Origin of the sequence: Bacillus sp. S3 (assembly GCF_005154805.1) — a bacterium.
GTDB lineage: Bacteria > Bacillota > Bacilli > Bacillales > Cytobacillaceae > Neobacillus.
This window is the reverse complement of record NZ_CP039727.1, coordinates 4,144,762-4,163,181: the sequence shown is the minus strand read 5'-3', so window position 1 is coordinate 4,163,181 and position 18,420 is coordinate 4,144,762. Positions and strand designations below refer to the sequence as shown.

Sequence of the window (18,420 nt, the reverse complement as noted above, 5' to 3'; positions counted from 1 at the left end):
GCACAACGATGATCGGTATTGTCGATTATGGAATGGGAAATCTTTTCAGCGTGAGTAAGGCACTTGAACGATTAAACGCCGATTATTTCATTTCCGCTGATCAAACGAAATTACTGCAAGCAGATGCATTGATTCTTCCGGGGGTGGGCTCGTTTCGTGATGCAATGGAACGTTTGCCTGCAGAAATGATAAAGGAATTTGCCGCTACAGGGAAACCTCTGCTTGGCATCTGCCTCGGTATGCAGCTGCTGTTTGAATCTAGCGAGGAAAATGGGCCGACCAAAGGGCTGGGGTTGCTGCCAGGAAGTGTCCGCCGTTTTCCGGGCCGCACCCAGCAAGGCGAATCCTACAAGGTCCCGCACATGGGTTGGAACAAGCTAACATTTGTCAAACAGTCGTCCCTATTAAATAACCTTACCGAGGACTACGTCTATTTTGTGCATTCTTATTTTGTAGACGCAGAACACTCCGAAGAGGTACTTCTCGCAAAAACAGATTACCATGAACAGGTTTCAGCTGTAGTGGGCAAAGACAATATATACGGGATGCAATTTCATCCGGAAAAAAGCAGCAGACTTGGAATGGCTTTATTAAACAACTTTTTACAATTGGTTGAGGAAGGGATACGGTAAAATGGGCTTCACAATTTATCCGGCAATTGATATGCGCGGCGGCAATTGCGTCCGCCTCCTTCAAGGGGATTATAATCAAGAAACAATTTACGGGGATTCCCCGTTTGATATGGCTCAAAGCTTTGCGGGGGCCGGCTCCGAATGGATTCACATGGTCGACCTCGATGGGGCAAAGGACGGAAAACGCGTCAATGACCGTTTTGTGATTGAAGCGGCGGGGAAGCTTAAAGCAAACATTCAAATCGGCGGCGGCATTCGTTCTGAGAAGGATATCCTCCACTATCTAGAAAATGGTGTTGATCGCGTCATTATTGGTAGTATCGCAGTTTCCAATCCTGAATTTGCTATCGAGATGATTAGAAAGTACGGTGCACGAATCGCAGTCGGAATTGATGCGAAAAATGGCTATGTTGCTACCCACGGCTGGCTTGAAACATCTGCCCTTAAGGCGGTAGATCTGGGAAAACGGTTTGCGGATGCCGGAGCTGAAACATTTATTTTTACGGATATTGCAACGGATGGCACCTTAAAAGGGCCGAATATTGCCGCTGTTTGTGATATGGCAGAAGTAACCGGGAAAAACGTCATTGCCTCCGGCGGCGTAAGCAGTCTCGCGGATTTAAAAGCCCTTGCAGCCGAAAAGGGTATAAGCGGGGCCATTGTTGGAAAGGCGCTCTACGAAAATCGTTTTACCTTGCAAGAAGCATTGGAAGAGGGGAAACGCTGATGACACTAACCAAACGAATTATTCCCTGCCTTGATGTGAAGGACGGCAGGGTGGTAAAAGGCATTCAATTTGTCCAGCTGCGCGATGCCGGGGACCCTGTTGAACTTGCCCGTTTTTATGATGAGCAGGGAGCAGATGAGCTGGTGTTCCTCGACATCTCTGCATCGGTGGAGGGCAGAAAGACGATGATTGAAGTCGTTAAGGCTGTGGCCTCTGAACTTGCGATTCCCTTTACCGTTGGCGGCGGCATCAATTCATTAGATGATATGAAGAAAATTCTCCGGGCAGGTGCGGACAAGGTGTCATTGAATACGGCGGCGGTCTTGGACCCGGAATTAATCCGTGAAGGGGCCAATTACTTTGGTTCGCAGTGCATCGTTGTTGCCATTGACGCCAAATACGATCCCGAGCTTGGAACCTGGCGCGTTTATACTCACGGCGGTCGAAAACCAACAGAAAAAACCACAGTCGAGTGGGCGATGGAAGCTGCCGAACTTGGTGCAGGAGAAATTTTATTAACCAGCATGGACAGCGACGGCGAGAAAAATGGTTTCGACCTAAACCTTACACAAGCGGTTAGTGAAGCTGTTCCCATTCCGGTCATTGCATCTGGTGGTGCTGGGAACGCTGAACATTTTGAAGCGGCATTTATACAAGGAAAGGCAGATGCTGCACTAGCTGCCTCGATTTTTCATTATAAAGAAACCTCTGTCCATGAAGTCAAAAGCTATTTGCGGGAAAAAGGAGTGAGCGTACGATGAACGTTCGATTTGATGAAAAGGGCCTAGTCCCTGCCATTATCCAGGATGCGGGAACGAAAGAAGTGTTAACACTCGCCTATATGAACGAGGAATCTCTGTCAAAGACGATTGAAACCGGTGAAACGTGGTTTTACAGCCGTTCGCGCCAGGAATTGTGGCACAAGGGCGCAACAAGCGGCAATACACAAACGGTTGTGAATATCAACTATGACTGCGACCAAGATGCGTTATTAGTGCTTGTCAATCCAAAAGGGCCCGCCTGCCATACGGGTGCCGTAAGCTGTTTTTCAGAACGGATTGTCGAGGGTACCTCGAATATGGCGGATTACCAAATCCTGCAAACCCTTGAAAAAGTAATTACCAGGCGTGAACAGGAGCGGCCGGAAGGTGCGTATACCACATACCTTTTTGAAAAAGGCGTCGATAAGATCTTGAAAAAGGTGGGGGAAGAAGCGGCAGAGGTGATTATCGCAGCCAAGAACCGTGACCATGAGGAGCTTAGATGGGAAGCGGCGGATTTGCTTTATCACTTGCAAGTCCTTTTAGTTGAACAAGGACTTCCCTTTAAAGAAGTATTGCGAACATTAGAAGAAAGACACAAAGACCGGTCTTAAATGAACCGGTTTTTTTTTTGTTCCGCTTGGAATTCGTTCTACAAATGTTGGAAGGGGAAATATTGCCGGGTGCCCCTTCTCGAACAACTCCCAAATGTGTTATAATACATAAGTTATGTTGAAAAATGTGGAGGACTTCATGGTGAAAGACTTGATGGCAAGAATGCAAAAAGGAAAACTATTAACATTTGTTCCTACGGGGGAATATTATTTCACGAAAGGTTTAAAGGCATACCATCGACGTGATTTTATTAAATCAAAAAAATATCTTGAGCGGGCGATTCAGCTTGAGCCGGGTGAACCGATGATTACATGCCAGTTGGCGGTCGTGTCAACAGAACTTGGCGAGTTTGAACATTCCAACCGACTCTTGCATCTCATCCTTGAAGAGCTTGACCCAGATATGGCGGAATGCCATTACTTTTTAGCGAATAATTATGCCCATATGGGATTTTTTAAAGATGCTTATCATCACAGTAAGCTATATCTGCAGCTCGATCCTGACGGTGACTTTTCGGAAGACACCGAGGATTTGCTTGAAGTGCTCACCTTAGAATCAGAGGGTTTAGAGGAAGAGTTATATGAAGAAGATGATCTGATCTTCAAACAAGAGCAGGCTCGTGAGCTGCTCGAGTCCGGCTACTTTCCTAAGGCGATCGAATTGTTAAAAGATGTCGTCAAGGATTATCCGGAATACTGGTCTGCTTACAACAATTTAGCACTCGCTTACTTTTATTTAGGTAAAGTCGAAAAGGCGGAATCAATTTTAGTGGATGTGCTCGAACGGAATCCGGGCAATCTTCATGCACTGTGCAACCAACTGATCTTTGCTTATTATCAAGGTCAGTCAGAAGGTGTTGCACAATTGGTGAACTCATTGAAAAAAATTCAGCCGCTCCACAGTGAATATCAATTTAAGCTGGGAGCCACCTTTGCATTAGTTGGAGAAAATGAGCTTGCTTATTTATGGTTGAAAAAGTTATATAAACATGGTTTTAATGGAGATGGACCATTTTATTACTGGCTCGCCTATTCGGCATATTTCACGGGACATGAACAATTTGCACATGCCATTTGGAAAGTAGTGCTCGAAATGAATCCCGAAAAGGAAGGCTCAGAACCATGGAATGACAAAGATCCAGCTGCAAACGGATTTGAGGATTATAAGGGCTCGATTTTTCAAAAGCTTGAAAGTGACTATGTGGAAGAACGGTTATTTGCCCTTTTCCTGACGTCTGTTTCCAGTAAAAAAGACGAAATCATCACTTCAAAACGGCTTTTCCAGAATCCAAAATTGACTACTTTGGAAAAAGAGTATATTTCTCTAATTAGATCAGGGAAACCTTCCCTGACGGCAGATGCACAGGAAATTGCTGAGCTTTTTTATGAAAATTATCAGCCGATTGGCACGGTTGAGTCGGGGTTGTACTTGATGTGGTTCTCGGTGTTTGCCGAACTTTCCAAAACCAACGTCCGCTTGAAGAATAAACGGGCATGGGCTGGGGCTGTCGAGTACTTATGGCATAAGCTGCGCAGTGAAAAGGTTTCCCAGCAGGAAGTTGCGGAACGTTACGGACTCTCCTCAGCAACCATCGGTAAATATGTAAAATTAGTGAATAACTATTTAAACTAAGCAGAAAAATGGACTATAATCCAATTGTTTTATACGATTAAGTAGGGAATACTATTGCTTAATCGTATTTTTTTAATTTAGTAAAGCCGGCGTCAAGACATGGCGTTCCGCTTTTCTAGTTAGGAGTGAAAACCATGACAGAAGAAAAAATTTATGACGTAATTATTGCCGGAGCTGGTCCCGCAGGAATGACAGCTGCCGTGTATACATCACGCGCGAGCCTTTCCACACTCATGATTGAGCGCGGGATGCCGGGCGGACAAATGGCCAATACAGAGGATGTCGAAAACTATCCAGGCTTTGAGAGCATTTTAGGCCCTGATTTATCAACGAAAATGTTTGAGCATGCCAAAAAGTTTGGTGCTGAATATGCCTATGGGGATATTAAGGAAATCGTTGATCACGGCGACTACAAACTCATAACTGCCGGTTCTAAACAATATAAAGCCCGTTCAGTTATTATTTCAACAGGTGCTGAGTATAAGAAAGTCGGTGTCCCAGGCGAAAAAGAGCTTGGCGGCCGCGGCGTCTCTTATTGTGCGGTTTGTGATGGTGCATTTTTTAAAGGGAGAGAATTGTATGTCATTGGCGGCGGGGACTCTGCTGTTGAAGAGGGCGTATATTTAACTCGCTTTGCATCTAAGGTGACCATTGTTCACCGACGCGATCAGCTTCGGGCACAGAAGATTCTTCAGGATCGTGCCTTTGCCAATGAAAAAATCGACTTTATCTGGAACCATACGATTAAATCGATTAATGATAAAGATGGCAAGGTAGGCAGTATTACCCTTGTCTCGACAGAAAATGGCGAAGAACAAACATTACCGGCAGATGGCGTTTTCATTTATATTGGGATGGTGCCGCTGTCTAAACCATTCGAAAGCATTGGCATTACCAACGAAAATGGCTATATTGAGACGAATGAACTCATGGAAACCAAGGTGCCTGGGATTTTCGCAGCGGGTGATATTCGCGAAAAAACACTGCGCCAAATTGTAACGGCAACCGGAGACGGCAGTATCGCCGCCCAAAGTGCCCAGCATTTTGTCGAGGAACTTAAAGAAGAGATGAAATTAAAGAAATAAGATGAGGATGAGTACAAGGGAGCTATTTGTAAAATGGATCCCCAAAACAATTCACAAAAAAGTAATTCTCCTGTAACAGTGGTGAAATATTGATAGGGTATGATAAGAGAAATTGACCCCCTTTAAAAATATATCTTTCTTGCACAGGCCCAGCAGCTTGTGCTCTTTTTTTTTGGGTGTCAGGCACCATTTCCTGCAATAGCATGATAGTAATCGGAGAAAGGGTGTCAGGCACCATTTTCTGCAATTGCATGATGGTAATTGGAAAAAGGGTGTCAGGCACCCAAAATATTTAGCAGAATTATTGATTTTGTATTCATTGTGACTGTTTCCTAAAAATAGTATAATGAAAAGAATATAAAAAATGGATTTTTGTTTTCTAAAGAGGGTGAAAACATGCAGCGTGTGACCAATTGTGTATTGATCAGGAACAATCAAATATTATTGCTGCAAAAACCGCGCCGCGGCTGGTGGGTTGCCCCAGGCGGAAAAATGGAGCCCGGTGAGTCTGTTCGCGACTCCTGCATCAGGGAATACCGGGAAGAAACGGGCATCTATTTGAAAAACCCACAATTAAAAGGGATTTTTACGATGATTATGAAGGAAGGCGATAAACTGCTTTCCGAATGGATGATGTTTACCTTTGTGGCAACCGATTCAGATGGCATGGATTTAGAGGAATCGGAAGAGGGCAAGCTCGCGTGGCAGCCGATTGACCAAATTAAAGGTCTGCCAATGGCTGCCGGTGATCTACATATCATCGATTATATGGTTCATGGAAAAGGGATCATTTACGGTACTTTCACTTACACAAAAGATTTTCAACTCATTAGTTATCGATTAGATCCAAGTTAATATGAAATAGGGGGAATTGCAATGAGTACCGGTTCGACAAGCGAAACTCAGATGGTGATTATTACAGGAATGTCTGGGGCTGGAAAAACTGTAGCCATTCAAAGCTTTGAAGATTTAGGATTCTTCTGTGTTGATAATCTGCCTCCTACATTACTTCCAAAATTTCTTGAACTAATGAAGGAATCCGGGAATAAAATGAATAAAGTTGCCCTTGTCATGGACTTAAGGGGAAGAGAATTCTTTGACCATCTTTTTAAAGCGCTTGATGAACTTGCTGAAACATCATGGGTAAATCCGCAAATTTTATTTTTAGATGCGGATGATGCTACACTGGTACGCAGATATAAAGAAACAAGGCGGTCTCATCCGCTTGCCCATTCAGGCCTGCCACTTGAAGGCATCACGCTTGAGCGTGAACTTCTCGAGGAATTAAAAGGCCGGGCACAACTGATTTACAATACTTCCCGGATGAAACCTCGTGAATTACGTGAGAAAATATTAACGGAATTTACCGCGAATAACCAAGTAATCTTTACTGTCAATGTCATGTCCTTTGGCTTTAAGCATGGGATTCCAATCGATGCGGATCTAGTATTTGACGTGCGTTTCTTGCCAAATCCTTTTTATATCGAACACATGCGGCCATTAACAGGCTTGGATGAAGAGGTCTCAAGCTATGTTTTGAAATGGAATGAAACCAATAAATTTTTGGAAAAATTAACGGATTTGCTCACCTTCATGCTTCCTCATTATAAAAGAGAGGGGAAAGCACAGCTAGTGATTGCGATTGGCTGTACCGGCGGGCAGCATCGTTCCGTTACGTTAGCCGAGTATCTCGGACGATTTTTCCAAAATGATTATAAGACATGCGTCACCCACCGTGACATTGAGAGGAGAAAGGATAAAACAACATGAGAGAGTTAGGACAGCCTCGTATTGTCGTCATTGGCGGAGGCACAGGATTACCTGTCTTACTAAGAGGATTAAAACAGTATCCTGTGGATATCACCGCTATTGTGACTGTCGCGGATGATGGCGGCAGTTCAGGACGCTTGCGCGAGGACCTGCATATTCCTCCACCAGGGGACATTCGAAATGTGTTAGCATCTTTGTCAGATGTAGAACCGCTTGTAGAGGAAATGTTTCAGCACCGCTTTAAAACGTCGAATGAACTTTCCGGGCATTCACTAGGCAATTTAATCTTGGCCGCGATGACCTCGATTACCGGAAATTTTGTTCACGCGATTCAAGAAATGAGCAAAATACTAAATGTCCGGGGCAAGGTATTGCCGGCTGCTAACCAGAGCGTCGTTTTGCATGCGGAGATGGAAGACGGAACGACCGTTTCAGGCGAATCTAAAATCCCTTATTCGGGAAAAAAAATAAAGCGTGTGTATTTAACATCAAAAAGTACAATCCGCCCATTGCCGGAATCAATTCATGCGATTCGGCAGGCAGATTTAATTATTATCGGACCTGGAAGCTTGTATACAAGTATCCTGCCCAATTTGCTCGTCCCGGGTTTAGGTGATGAAGTATGCCGCTCCCGTGCGAAAAAGGTGTATATATGCAACCTGATGACACAGGCCGGGGAAACACATGGCTATGCAGCCAGTGACCATGTGAAAGCTATTTATGATCATATGAGCTGTGCCTTTATGAATACGATTCTTGTCAATAATGAAGAGATCCCACAGCATATACAGCTCCGTTATAATGAAGAATTGGCTGACCCTGTTCTATATGATTTACCGCAGCTATTCCAGCTTGGGCTAGAAGTCGTGCATGCGGATATTGCCTACCAGGAAAATGGCGCGTTAAGACATGATCCCAAAAAGGTAGCAAATATTTTATATAATTTGCTAATTGATGAAACCAAAAAGCGATATGAAGCGTAGATAGTATGTACGGTTAGAAACTTAAATAAGTGCGAGTGTTTTATTGGAAATGAAAAAAGGGTGTGAGGGGATGTCTTTCGCTTCGGAGACGAAAAAGGAATTAACAAACTTGGAAGTGAAAACGTGCTGCCTTCAATCTGAGTTATCAGCTTTGATTCGCATGAACGGTTCCCTTTCCTTTTCCAATCGTAAGCTAGTTGTTGATATTCAAACCGAAAATGCTGCGATTGCCAGAAGAATTTATACATTATTGAAAAAGAGCTACCAAGTGCAAGTAGAGCTCTTAGTTCGAAAAAAAATGCGCCTAAAGAAAAACAATGTTTACATTGTTCGCTTAGCCGAGCAGGCAAAGGAAATTCTTGAGGATACGAAAATTTTGGGTGAAGGATTTACCATCATTCATGATATTTCACCGGGACTTATTAAAAAGAAGTGTTGTAAGCGTTCTTATTTACGCGGCGCCTTCCTTGCCGGTGGATCCGTTAATAATCCGGAAACGTCTTCCTATCATTTGGAAATTGCTTCGCTTTATAAAGAACATAATGATTCTTTATGCGAATTGATGAATACATTTGGACTTAATAGTAAAACGCTTGAGCGTAAAAAAGGCTTTATCACCTACTTAAAGGAAGCCGAGAAAATAACCGAGTTTCTCAATATTGTCGGTGCCCATAATGCCTTGCTTCGCTTTGAGGATGTCCGAATTGTCAGGGATATGCGGAACTCCGTGAACCGTTTGGTAAACTGTGAAACCGCTAATCTTAATAAAACGATCGGTGCATCCATCAGGCAGGTAGAAAACATCCGCTTTATCGACGCAACCGTCGGCTTGCAGATTTTGCCGGATAAACTCAGGGAAATTGCCGAGCTCCGAATTCAATATCCGGATGTAACGCTGAAGGAACTGGGAGAAATGGTATCCGGAGGAAACATCAGTAAGTCAGGAATTAATCACCGCTTACGAAAAATTGATGAAATTGCGGAAAAGCTGCGTGTCGGGGAAATGGCTCCAAAGCATAGTAGCTTGTGAAATAGTGAATTAGTTTAAAGAATATAAGAAAAAACATGGGGAGGAATTTGTGTAATGTTGGCGAAACAAGTAGAAGTAAAATTGAAAACGGGTCTTCAGGCACGCCCAGCAGCACTTTTTGTGCAAGAAGCTAACCGTTTTTCAGCTGATATTTTTCTAGAGAAGGACGGAAAAAAGGTTAATGCCAAAAGCATCATGGGCTTAATGAGCTTAGCAGTCGGCTCAGGAGTTGTCATCAATATCATCGCTGATGGCGACGATGAAGACAAAGCGATCAACGCATTAACTGATTTTATTGAAAAAGAGCAATAATGGAAAAGGTTCAGCTTCGGTATAGAAACTGAGCCTTTTTTATGCCCGCGGCGGGGGAAAGCACCGCAATGGTCACAAAAAAAGCAACCGGCGGAATGCCGATTGCTCGTCAAATTACTTTTTATCTTTGATTTCATTAGGGTTACGGGTAACGATGTTGTCAATTAAGCCGTATTCCTTTGCTCTTTCAGCTGTCATGAAGTTATCACGATCAGTATCGCGTTGAATCACTTCAAGTGGCTGGCCTGTGCGCTCTGCAAGGATACCATTTAATTTTTCGCGAAGGAAAAGAATGCGTTTCGCGGCGATCTCGATTTCTGTCGCTTGTCCTTGAGCACCGCCAAGTGGCTGATGGATCATAACTTCGGCATTAGGCAATGCATAGCGCTTGCCTTTTGTGCCCGCAGCAAGTAAGAATGCACCCATCGATGCAGCCATCCCGATACAAACAGTTGAAACATCTGCTTTAATATACTGCATGGTATCATAAATAGCCATACCGGCTGTAATGCTTCCACCTGGGCTATTGATGTAAAGGGTAATATCTTTTTCAGGATTTTCCGCTTCTAAAAATAGTAATTGTGCTACAATGCTGTTGGCAACATTGTCATCAATCGCGCTGCCAAGCATAATAATCCGATCTTTTAACAGACGGGAATAAATGTCATATGCACGTTCTCCGCGGTTTGTTTGTTCAATAACTGTAGGAATCAAATTCATTTTTCTTCCTCCTTTGAGTGTAAAAGGTAATAATCGTATGTAATGTAATCATACACTGATGGTCAATAAAGGTCAAACAATTTGACTTTAAAATTCTTCGACAACTTCTCCCTAATCCATCATAACCATTTTATTCGTTTTTAAACTTATATTTCACTTGCAATGTTCGCGGATCTGGCATATAATATGTAAGTCGTTACAAATTAGCGCTCGTGGTGCAACGGATAGCACGTAAGATTCCGGTTCTTAAAATGGGGGTTCGATTCCCTCCGAGCGCGTCAATCAAACACTTAAAGTTCCTATGTTTGTATGAGTTTATACAAGCATAGGAACTTTTTTGTATTCACCAAAAAAGGCAAGCACATTTCTATGCTCACCCTTTTCAACAACAATGCGAATTAGACGATACTTGTTGAATACTTTTGCTTAAGTAAAGCAGGCATTCTTAACAAAGATGTTAATCTAGAGTTTAATTTACTAATGAAGAACGCTGCTCTAATACCTAAAATAATTAAGTGTGGGAATAAGCTTAAAAGAATATTCAAAGTATATCCCTCCACATTGAAGTTTTGTGTTAAATGATAACACTAAGGTTAGTGTTAATCTAAGGAACAAATTTATTCAATGGAAACCTATTTTAATGATTGAAACCATTTTCCAATACACGAATTCGGATTCATCGTGTAAAATAGAATGAAGGGGGGATATGGATGAACTTTAAGGCAGGTTTATGGCAGCAGCAAACGTTGAAATTAACGATGACACAGGAATTGTCGCAGGCTATTGCATTATTGCAATATTCGGCCCAGGAACTGACTGCTTTTTTAGAAGATAAGGCACTCGAAAATCCCCTTATGAAGGTTGAAACGGGCGATGTTAAGCCGATGAATCCCCTCATGGACCGCAAACGCCGCCGGCATCAAAAAGAGGAAAAGGATTGGATCGAACAAATTGCAGACAAACCCTTTTCACTTGAAGACCATTTAATCTCTCAATTAAATATTGCCAACTTATCGGCAGAACAATTAAAAGTCATTCGGCGTCTGATTCAGAGTCTTGATGAAAACGGTTACTTTCTGGGTGACCTTAGTGAAATTGCTCAAAGCCTGCGGGTGGAGGAAGAAGTAGTTGAAGATTGCTTAGCTGTGATACAAACGCTTGAACCGGCAGGCATCGGTGCACGGAACCTTCAAGAGTGCCTGTTGATGCAACTGTATTATGAAAATCCAAATAATGAAGTGGCATTAAATATATTAGCCAACTATTTCGTTCTGTTTGCTGAAAAGAAATGGAAGCAAATTGCGAAGGAAATGAAAATAACTTTAAAAGATATTCAAGATGTGTTTGACCAAATTCAATTTCTGAATCCAAAGCCGGGTGCTATGTTAGCAAATGAAACCACCACGTATATTATTCCGGACGCCATTGTCGAGCAAACCGAGGAAGGCCTGACAGTCAGGATGTTTGATGATTCCCTGCCAAGGATAAGTTTCAATGAGAATTATTATAAGAAGTTCAAAGATCAGGACCAGCAAGTCAGCCGTTTTTTGCAGGATAAGGTCCAGGATTATCAATGGATTGCCAGAAGTATTGAACAACGCCGGGAAACGCTCACTAAGGTGGTTGCCAAAATTGTTGAAAAGCAAACGGCCTTTTTTCAAAAGGGTGCACAATATTTGGTGCCAATGACAATGAAGGAAGTGGCCGCTGAATTGGATATTCATGAATCAACGGTAAGCCGTGCGGTTCGTGAAAAATATGTCCAGACACCGGTCGGGACCTTTTCATTAAAAACATTCTTCACCAGCATGATTCAGACCGTTTCGGCGGATGAAAATACATCGTCGACCCAGGTGAAAAATGAGATTAGTAAATTAATAGAACAAGAAAATAAAGAAAAGCCGTTATCAGATCAAGAAATTGTGGAACAATTAAAAACGAAGGCAGGGATTGTGGTTTCGAGGCGTACGATTGCTAAATACCGTGATCAGCTGGGAATCCCGTCATCTTCAAAACGAAAAAGGTTCAATTAAGGAAGGAAATAAACGATGACGAAAACGACGATCACACTCTATACACGTAATCGCTGCTCCCTTTGTGATAAAGCAAAGACCGCACTTGAAGAGCTGCAACAGGAATGGAATTTTTCCCTCGAAGAAATCGATATTGAAACGAGCGATGACTTAACCGAGCGCTATGGCTTGATGATTCCAGTTGTATACCTCGACGGGGAAGAAGTCGGATTTGGCTTCGTTGATAAATTTGATATAAGTAACCGTTTGCAAGAAAAAAGCTACAGCAAATAAGTTGAAATAGGTTATCACTCCTGATACAATAAAGATCGTACGAGGGGTGATTTTTTTTAGCGTAGGTGGGACATAATATGTCTATGGTGGACATTTTTGGACCAACTGCATAGAATAAAGGAGCATGCTAATCATGCAATCATTTATTGATATTCAAAAAAGATTATTACCCGATCTCCTTCAAGTCCTGCAAAAACGTTATACAATATTACGTTCCATAGGATTTATGCAGCCTGTGGGAAGGAGGAGCTTAGCTGTCAGCCTCGGCTATACAGAAAGAATCCTCCGTAGTGAAGTAGATTTCCTCAAAGAGCAGAATCTTATTAACGCAAATAATGTGGGAATGAGTTTAACCCCAGAAGGGAAAAATTTACTTGAGGATTTAGAAGGTTTAATGCGTGAATTAAAGGGTATTGATGTGATGGAGCTGGAATTAAAGCATCGGCTTGGCGCTAAGAAAGTGATCATTGTACCCGGAGATAGTGATGATTCACCATTGGTTAAAGGCGAATTAGGCAAGGCGTGTGCAAATTGCATGAAAAAGCTTTTAAACGGGGAAAATATCATCGCTGTTACTGGCGGTTCAACGATGGCGGCTGTTGCAGAAAGATTATCTCCTGATCATCACCATAAGGAATTGCTGTTTGTCCCGGCACGCGGCGGGGTAGGCGAGGATGTCGCAAACCAAGCTAATACGATCTGCTCGAATATGGCAAGAAACACGGATTCCAAACATCGTGTATTGTACGTTCCCGACCAGGTCAGTCCGGAAATTTATCAATCCCTGATAAAAGAGCCTGACATTCATGAGGTGTTAGAACTAATTAGATCTGCAAGCATGGTTATTCATGGGATTGGGGATGCTATCACAATGGCTAAGCGGCGAAAAACGAACCCTGAAATCAAGCAAAAGCTTGAAACCGGGAAGGCCGTCGGCGAAGCTTTTGGTTATTATTTTAATGAAGAGGGCGAGATAGTCCACAAGGTCTCAACGATTGGACTACAGCTCGAAGACCTAGCCAATATCCCGAACGTCATTGCTGTGGCCGGAGGGGCATCAAAGGCAAAGGCCATCAAGGCATTTTTTAAAAAAGCACCGGCATCGACTATTTTAATAACTGATGAGAGTGTGGCAAAAAGTTTATTGAAAGGGTAATTCCCTTTATAAAAATACAGCTTTACCCAATAAAAGGAGGAATTTTATCATGACAGTAAAAGTTGGTATTAATGGATTTGGACGTATTGGTCGTAACGTATTTCGTGCGGCTTTAAACAATAGCAATGTGGAAATCGTAGCAATTAACGACTTAACAGATGCAAACATGCTTGCACACCTTCTAAAATATGACACAGTTCACGGAACTCTGGCAGAAGACGTAACTGTTGACGGTGAATACTTAGTAGTTGGCGGACATAAAGTGAAAGTTATCGCTGAACGCGATCCTGCACAACTTGGCTGGGGCGACCTTGGTGTAGATGTAGTTGTTGAATCAACTGGCCGTTTCACAAAGCGTGAAGATGCAGCGAAACACCTTGAAGCAGGTGCGAAGAAAGTTATCATCTCTGCTCCGGCAAACAACGAAGATATCACCATTGTTATGGGTGTTAACGAAGACAAGTACGATGCAAACAACCACCACGTACTTTCAAACGCTTCTTGTACAACAAACTGTTTAGCACCATTTGCAAAAGTATTAAATGATACTTTCGGCATCAAGCGCGGTATGATGACAACTGTTCACTCATACACAAATGACCAACAAATCCTTGACTTGCCACATAAGGACTACCGTCGTGCACGTGCAGCAGCTGAAAACATGATCCCAACTTCAACTGGTGCAGCAAAAGCAGTTTCTCTTGTATTGCCAGAACTTAAAGGTAAATTAAACGGTATGGCAATGCGCGTTCCTACTCCAAACGTTTCAATTGTTGACCTAGTTGCTGAATTAGAAAAAGATGTAACAGCTGAAGAAATCAATGCAGCATTAAAAGCAGCTGCTGAAGGTCCATTAAAAGGAATCTTAGCATACAGCGAACTTCCATTAGTATCAAGCGACTACAATGGTAGCACTGCATCATCTACAATCGATGCTTTATCAACAATGGTTCTTGAAGGCAACATGGTTAAAGTACTTTCTTGGTACGATAACGAAGTTGGTTACTCTAACCGTGTAGTTGACCTTATTGGTTACATTGCTTCAAAAGGACTATAAGATTGGATTGAATTTCCATCTTTAAAACATATATAATGGTTAATGGTATTCCAAAGGGGAGCGGGGAGTTGAAGCCCCCTCCCTTTTTTATGTAAAAAACGCCAATATTTTTATAGGAGGGTCCTTTACATGAACAAGAAAACACTGAAGGATATCGATGTAAAAGGAAAACGAGTATTTTGCCGTGTCGATTTCAACGTCCCGATGCAGGATGGAAAAATTACCGACGAAACGCGGATTCGCGCAGCATTGCCAACGATTCAATACTTGATGGAACAAGGGGCTAAAGTTCTTTTGGCAAGCCATTTAGGCCGTCCAAAAGGAAAAGTAGTTGAAGAAATGCGTTTAACACCAGTTGCCGTCAAACTTGCTGAACTTCTTGGTAAAGACGTAAAAAAAGTGGATGAGGCATACGGCGATACCGTTAAAGCCGTGATTGAGACAATGAACGACGGCGATGTCGTATTGCTTGAAAATGTTCGTTTCTACCCTGGTGAGGAAAAGAACGATCCAGAGCTCGCAAAAGCATTTGCAGAACTTGCTGATGTTTATGTGAATGACGCATTCGGCGCCGCGCACCGTGCCCATGCTTCAACTGAAGGAATTGCTAAAAACCTTCCAGCAGTTTCCGGATTCTTAATGGAAAAAGAACTGGACGTACTTGGTAAAGCTCTTTCCAATCCAGAACGCCCTTTTACAGCGATAATTGGCGGTGCCAAGGTAAAGGACAAGATTGGCGTAATTGAAAATCTCTTAGAATTGGTTGATAACTTGATTATCGGCGGCGGACTAGCTTATACATTTGTAAAAGCACAAGGCCATGAGGTTGGTAAATCATTGCTTGAAGAAGACAAAATTGATCTTGCAAAATCTTTCATGGAAAAAGCAAAAGCGAAGGGCGTTAATTTCTACATGCCTGTAGACGTGATTGTTGCGGATGACTTCTCAGCTGATGCCAATACAAAAGTGGTTGCAATTGAAGAAATTCCTGCTGATTGGGAAGCTCTTGATATTGGGCCAAAAACGGCAGAAATATATCGTGATGTGATTCAAAAATCGAAATTGGTCATCTGGAATGGACCAATGGGTGTGTTTGAAATTGACAAATTTGCCGGCGGTACAAAAGCCGTTGCGGAAGCTCTTGCTGAAGCGGAAGGTACATATTCAGTCATTGGCGGCGGCGACTCAGCAGCAGCAGTTGAAAAGTTTGGCTTAGCAGATAAAATGAGCCATATTTCCACAGGCGGCGGCGCTTCCCTTGAGTTCATGGAAGGAAAAGCATTGCCAGGCGTCGTGGCGTTGAACGATAAATAATTTTTTCAACAAAAGAAAGGATGAGCCATCAATGCGTAAACCAATCATTGCAGGTAACTGGAAAATGAACAAGACACTTTCTGAAGCAAAAAGCTTTGCGGAAGAAGTGAAAGGACTTGTACCTGCTGCAGATAAAATGGAATCAGTGATTTGTGCACCGGCATTATTTTTACAGAGCCTTGTTGAAGCAGCACAGGGAACCGAAGTGAAAATCGGTGCTCAAAACATGCACTTTGAAGAATCAGGAGCATTTACAGGGGAAATCAGCCCGAAAGCTCTTGCAGACCTTGGAGTTCAATATGTGATTATCGGACACTCTGAACGCCGTGAAATGTTCAATGAAACTGATGAATCTGTAAACCAAAAGGCACTTGCTGCATTTAAATATAACTTAACCCCAATCGTTTGCTGCGGTGAAACATTAGAGCAGCGTGAAAACGGTGAAACCAACCAATTAGTCGGCGACCAAGTTGCCAAAGCATTAGCTGGTTTAACCGCTGATCAAGTAAAACAATTAGTCATCGCTTACGAGCCAATTTGGGCGATTGGAACAGGTAAATCATCGACATCTCAAGACGCAAACGATGTTTGTGCACATATCCGCCAAGTCGTGGCACAGCAATTCTCTCAAGATGTTGCCGATGCAGTTAGAATTCAGTACGGCGGCAGCGTGAAACCGGAAAATATTAAAGAATACATGGCACAGCCGGATATTGATGGTGCATTAGTAGGCGGAGCAAGCCTTGATGCACAATCATTCTTAAAGCTACTGGAGGCAGGTATGTATGAGTAAATCTCCAGTTGCTCTCATCATCCTCGATGGCTTCGGCTGCAGGGGAGAGACAAAAGGAAACGCAGTGGCCCAATCCAAAAAGCCAAACTTTGACCGTTTCTGGAGCACCTACCCGCATTCCCATTTAACCGCATCTGGTGAGGCAGTCGGCCTTCCAGAAGGGCAAATGGGGAACTCAGAGGTTGGACACCTAAACATTGGTGCCGGCCGAATTGTTTACCAAAGCTTGACTCGCGTGAACATTGCCATTCGTGAAGGCGAATTTGAAAAAAATGAAACCTTTACAGGGGCAATGGAGCATGTGAAAAAACATGGCACCGCGCTTCACTTATTTGGCTTACTGTCAGACGGCGGGGTTCACAGCCACATCCAGCATATGTTTGCCCTATTAAAGCTCGCGAAAGAAGAAGGCGTGGAAAAGGTTTATGTGCACGCATTTCTTGACGGCCGTGATGTCGGTCCGAAAACAGCGACTAAATATATTCAGCAGACACTGGATAAAATGAAGGAGTACGGCGTTGGCGAATTTGCAACGGTCTCTGGACGTTACTATTCGATGGACCGTGACAAGCGCTGGGAGCGTGTGGAAAAATCATACCGCTCTATGGTTTACGGGGAAGGTCCTTCTTACCGCAGTCCATTAGAAGTGGTGGAGGATTCCTATCAGCATGGAATTTTTGATGAATTCGTCATCCCATCTGTCATCACCAAAGAAGATGGCCAGCCGGTCGCAACGATACAAGATAACGATGCTGTTATTTTTTATAACTTCCGTCCAGACCGGGCGATACAGATTTCAAATACGTTTACGAATGAAGACTTCCGTTCATTTGATCGCGGTCCAAAGCATCCAAAGGATTTATTCTTTGTCTGCTTAACACACTTCAGTGAATCTGTTGATGGGTATGTAGCATTTAAGCCTTCAAACCTTGACAACACGTTAGGTGAAGTATTGTCACAAAATAACTTAAAGCAGCTGCGCATTGCTGAAACAGAAAAATATCCGCATGTTACCTTCTTTATGAGCGGCGGCCGTGAAGAAAAGTTCCCTGGGGAAGAGCGGATTTTAATCAACTCGCCAAAGGTTGCAACCTATGATCTTCAGCCTGAAATGAGTGCCTACGAAGTAACCGAAGCATTAATGAATGAAATCCAAAATGATAAAGTTGATGCGATTATCCTAAACTTCGCAAACCCTGATATGGTTGGTCACTCAGGTATGCTCGAGCCAACGATAAAGGCGATCGAAACGGTTGACGAATGCTTAGGAAAAATTGTCGATTTAATCCTTGAAAAAGGCGGATCAGCGATTATTACTGCTGACCATGGAAATGCCGATGAGGTTATCACACTTGAAGGCGAGCCGATGACGGCGCACACAACGAATCCTGTACCGGTGATTGTCACAAAACAGGGTATAGAATTACGTGAAGGCGGAATCCTTGGTGATTTGGCTCCAACTATGCTAGATTTATTAAAGCTTAACCAACCAGCTGAAATGACTGGAAAAACATTAATTAAATAATT

19 protein-coding genes and 1 tRNA gene are annotated in these 18,420 nt (G+C 42.9%); 19 read left to right on the top strand and 1 reads right to left on the bottom strand.

The annotated features are described in order from the left end of the window. Window positions 1-8 precede the first annotated feature (8 nt). The 11 genes from hisH to FAY30_RS20295 all read left to right on the top strand — a co-directional run bounded on the left by hisH (window position 9) and on the right by FAY30_RS20295 (window position 9,547). Window positions 9-632, top strand: a complete 624-nt coding sequence (hisH, locus tag FAY30_RS20345) for an imidazole glycerol phosphate synthase subunit HisH (RefSeq protein ID WP_149871578.1) — start codon at window positions 9-11, stop codon at window positions 630-632. 1 nt (window position 633) lies between these two features. Beyond that, a complete protein-coding gene (gene hisA, locus FAY30_RS20340; RefSeq protein ID WP_149871577.1) occupies window positions 634-1,359 on the top strand; it encodes a 1-(5-phosphoribosyl)-5-[(5-phosphoribosylamino)methylideneamino]imidazole-4-carboxamide isomerase in 726 nt (241 codons plus the stop codon). Then, the gene (gene hisF, locus FAY30_RS20335; RefSeq protein WP_149871576.1) at window positions 1,359-2,120 is read left to right on the top strand and encodes an imidazole glycerol phosphate synthase subunit HisF; all 762 of its coding nucleotides are present in this window, start codon (window positions 1,359-1,361) and stop codon (window positions 2,118-2,120) included. Before hisA ends, hisF begins: the two co-directional genes overlap by 1 nt. After that, window positions 2,117-2,734, top strand: a complete 618-nt coding sequence (gene hisIE, locus FAY30_RS20330; RefSeq protein WP_149871575.1) for a bifunctional phosphoribosyl-AMP cyclohydrolase/phosphoribosyl-ATP diphosphatase HisIE — start codon at window positions 2,117-2,119, stop codon at window positions 2,732-2,734. The genes hisF and hisIE overlap by 4 nt, the downstream gene beginning before the upstream one ends. A gap of 139 nt (window positions 2,735-2,873) precedes the next feature. Beyond that, window positions 2,874-4,367, top strand: coding sequence for a tetratricopeptide repeat protein (locus tag FAY30_RS20325; RefSeq protein ID WP_149871574.1), 1,494 nt, complete (start codon window positions 2,874-2,876; stop codon window positions 4,365-4,367). A gap of 134 nt (window positions 4,368-4,501) precedes the next feature. Continuing rightward, window positions 4,502-5,452, top strand: a complete 951-nt coding sequence (trxB, locus tag FAY30_RS20320) for a thioredoxin-disulfide reductase (protein ID WP_149871573.1) — start codon at window positions 4,502-4,504, stop codon at window positions 5,450-5,452. A 396-nt stretch (window positions 5,453-5,848) separates the two neighbouring features. Then, window positions 5,849-6,307, top strand: coding sequence for an NUDIX hydrolase (locus tag FAY30_RS20315; protein WP_149871572.1), 459 nt, complete (start codon window positions 5,849-5,851; stop codon window positions 6,305-6,307). Between the two features lie 21 nt (window positions 6,308-6,328). Beyond that, the gene (gene rapZ / locus FAY30_RS20310) at window positions 6,329-7,222 is read left to right on the top strand and encodes an RNase adapter RapZ (RefSeq protein ID WP_149871571.1); all 894 of its coding nucleotides are present in this window, start codon (window positions 6,329-6,331) and stop codon (window positions 7,220-7,222) included. Continuing rightward, window positions 7,219-8,205, top strand: coding sequence for a gluconeogenesis factor YvcK family protein (locus tag FAY30_RS20305; RefSeq protein ID WP_149871570.1), 987 nt, complete (start codon window positions 7,219-7,221; stop codon window positions 8,203-8,205). The genes rapZ and FAY30_RS20305 overlap by 4 nt, the downstream gene beginning before the upstream one ends. Window positions 8,206-8,275: 70 nt before the next feature. Continuing rightward, on the top strand, window positions 8,276-9,235 hold the full coding sequence (whiA, locus tag FAY30_RS20300) for a DNA-binding protein WhiA (protein WP_149871569.1): 960 nt from the start codon (window positions 8,276-8,278) through the stop codon (window positions 9,233-9,235). Window positions 9,236-9,289: 54 nt separating this feature from the next. Next, a complete protein-coding gene (locus tag FAY30_RS20295; protein ID WP_149871568.1) occupies window positions 9,290-9,547 on the top strand; it encodes an HPr family phosphocarrier protein in 258 nt (85 codons plus the stop codon). Between the two features lie 114 nt (window positions 9,548-9,661). On the opposite strand, the gene clpP is transcribed toward FAY30_RS20295, so the two are convergent. Next, a complete protein-coding gene (clpP, locus tag FAY30_RS20290) occupies window positions 9,662-10,267 on the bottom strand; it encodes an ATP-dependent Clp endopeptidase proteolytic subunit ClpP (RefSeq protein WP_149871567.1) in 606 nt (201 codons plus the stop codon). 206 nt (window positions 10,268-10,473) lie between these two features. On the opposite strand from clpP, the gene FAY30_RS20285 reads away from it, so the two are divergent. The 8 genes from FAY30_RS20285 (at window position 10,474) to gpmI (ending at window position 18,418) form a co-directional block, all read left to right on the top strand. Then, window positions 10,474-10,545: transfer RNA gene (locus FAY30_RS20285), tRNA-Arg, on the top strand. 432 nt (window positions 10,546-10,977) lie between these two features. Next, on the top strand, window positions 10,978-12,300 hold the full coding sequence (gene rpoN / locus FAY30_RS20280; protein ID WP_149871566.1) for an RNA polymerase factor sigma-54: 1,323 nt from the start codon (window positions 10,978-10,980) through the stop codon (window positions 12,298-12,300). Between the two features lie 15 nt (window positions 12,301-12,315). Beyond that, window positions 12,316-12,573 (top strand): glutaredoxin family protein, encoded by a 258-nt coding sequence (locus tag FAY30_RS20275; RefSeq protein WP_149871565.1) that lies wholly within the window; start codon window positions 12,316-12,318, stop codon window positions 12,571-12,573. Window positions 12,574-12,706: 133 nt separating this feature from the next. Then, window positions 12,707-13,729 (top strand): sugar-binding transcriptional regulator, encoded by a 1,023-nt coding sequence (locus FAY30_RS20270; RefSeq protein ID WP_149871564.1) that lies wholly within the window; start codon window positions 12,707-12,709, stop codon window positions 13,727-13,729. A 49-nt stretch (window positions 13,730-13,778) separates the two neighbouring features. Next, window positions 13,779-14,786: a type I glyceraldehyde-3-phosphate dehydrogenase gene (gene gap, locus FAY30_RS20265; RefSeq protein ID WP_149871563.1), complete on the top strand. Its 1,008-nt coding sequence runs from the start codon at window positions 13,779-13,781 to the stop codon at window positions 14,784-14,786. Window positions 14,787-14,915: 129 nt separating this feature from the next. Beyond that, complete coding sequence (locus tag FAY30_RS20260; protein WP_149871562.1) at window positions 14,916-16,100, top strand: phosphoglycerate kinase; 1,185 nt, start codon at window positions 14,916-14,918, stop codon at window positions 16,098-16,100. A 31-nt stretch (window positions 16,101-16,131) separates the two neighbouring features. Continuing rightward, window positions 16,132-16,893, top strand: coding sequence for a triose-phosphate isomerase (gene tpiA, locus FAY30_RS20255; RefSeq protein ID WP_149871561.1), 762 nt, complete (start codon window positions 16,132-16,134; stop codon window positions 16,891-16,893). Further along, window positions 16,886-18,418 carry a 2,3-bisphosphoglycerate-independent phosphoglycerate mutase gene (gene gpmI, locus FAY30_RS20250; RefSeq protein WP_149871560.1) on the top strand — a complete coding sequence of 511 codons (1,533 nt, stop codon included), beginning with the start codon at window positions 16,886-16,888 and terminating at the stop codon, window positions 18,416-18,418. Before tpiA ends, gpmI begins: the two co-directional genes overlap by 8 nt. Window positions 18,419-18,420 lie beyond the last annotated feature (2 nt).